The organism is Thiomicrospira sp. (assembly GCF_036568485.1).
Taxonomy (GTDB): domain Bacteria; phylum Pseudomonadota; class Gammaproteobacteria; order Thiomicrospirales; family Thiomicrospiraceae; genus Thiomicrospira.
Genome location: NZ_DATCSL010000100.1, coordinates 1 through 1513, shown reverse-complemented (window position 1 = coordinate 1513; position 1513 = coordinate 1). Strand labels below are relative to the sequence as shown.

The following is a 1513-nucleotide window of genomic DNA, read 5'->3' as shown; positions in this document are numbered from 1 at the left end:
AAGTATTTGCAATATTGGAGCCACCGATTGCGATTATTAAGCCACCGATTGCCATTTTGAAGCCGCCGATTGCAATAATGGAGTGGTCAGACACGATATTGAGGTGGTCGGACTCGATTTTGTCTATTCCTGAAATAACTTGACAGATTTTTGGGCATAAAACCTCAAAAAGATGGAACAACAAAAAACAATTAGTAAATCAGAAAAGCGTTGGCTAATACGTGAGATTGAATCTGGCCGAATGAGCCTTTCAGAAGCCAGGCAGCATATCGCCCCGGTGTATAAGGATCCGGGCAGGCAAATTCTATATTGGCAGAAGCAGTTTTCTTCGGACATAATATTAACTTTACCCGTTATGACCGAAAGAGAAAAACAAAAGCTCCAGGCCCTTCAAAAGCGATTGAAAACCCTGGAAAAACAACTGGAAGATGCCCAGATGAAAAACATCGCCCTTGAAACGATGATAGACCTGGCCGAAGAGCAGTTGAGAATACCGATACGAAAAAAATCTGGGCCCAAACAGTAAATCAGCTCAGGCAGTTTTACCCGCACAAAGGCATAGGGTATTACTGTTCGCTGTTTGGGCGCAGCCGCCAGGGCTGGTATGAGCAACTTCAACACAAACAACAGCAGCACATGGCAGATACCATAGTACTGAAACTGGTGGGCGAAATCCGCCAGCAGCTTCCCCGTGCAGGCGTTCCAAAGCTACACCACATGCTCCAGGAAACGCTAAGGGAACATGGTATTAAAATGGGCAGGGATGCACTATACCACCTATTAGGCGAACATGGCTACCTGCTTCGCTACCGAAGGCGAAAACCCTATACCACCAACAGCAACCACCAGTACAAAAAATATCCGAACCTTATCCGCGATATTGCCTACCTCACCACGGCCGGGCAACTTTGGGTAAGCGACATCACTTACCTGCGCTTAAAAGAAAAGTTTGCCTACCTGAGTATTGTCACCGATGCCTATTCGCACAAAATCATCGGCCACTGCCTGTATCCGACATTGCACAGCACTGGGCCCATCAATGCACTGCTGATGGCAGCCCGCTCAAAACGGCAGCAAAGCCTCATCCACCATTCAGACCGTGGTTCGCAATACTGCTGCTCAGAATACGTCCACATCCTTCAGCACTATAACATACGCATCTCCATGACCGAGCAGGGCGACCCTTACGAAAACGCTATTGCTGAAAGGGTAAACGGAATATTAAAGGGTGAATTTTTATTAAATAAAACCTTTTCCTCGTTTTCCCATGCCGAACAACAAGTGAACGATGCAGTTGAAAAATACAACCACCTTCGCCCACATGCCAGTTGCGACAACCTTACCCCAGGCAAAGCTCATTACTACAATGGAATCTTAAGGAAACGCTGGAAAACACAAGCACAGCACCAGGAATTATTAAACACTTAAACCGTACAAAATGAAAAACAAAGAACCGCCTGTAAACCATTTTCAGTAATAAAGAAAAAGCTTGTCAAGCTGTTTCAGGAATAAA

2 protein-coding genes are annotated in these 1513 nt (G+C 45.5%); both read left to right on the top strand.

The genetic code is table 11. From position 1 onward, the window contains the following. The first annotated feature begins 172 nt into the window (after positions 1–172). Positions 173–526, top strand: a complete 354-nt coding sequence (locus VIM91_RS09825) for a hypothetical protein (protein ID WP_331864643.1) — start codon at positions 173–175, stop codon at positions 524–526. Continuing rightward, positions 508–1428 carry an IS3 family transposase gene (locus tag VIM91_RS09820; RefSeq protein ID WP_331864644.1) on the top strand — a complete coding sequence of 307 codons (921 nt, stop codon included), beginning with the start codon at positions 508–510 and terminating at the stop codon, positions 1426–1428. Before VIM91_RS09825 ends, VIM91_RS09820 begins: the two co-directional genes overlap by 19 nt. Positions 1429–1513 lie beyond the last annotated feature (85 nt).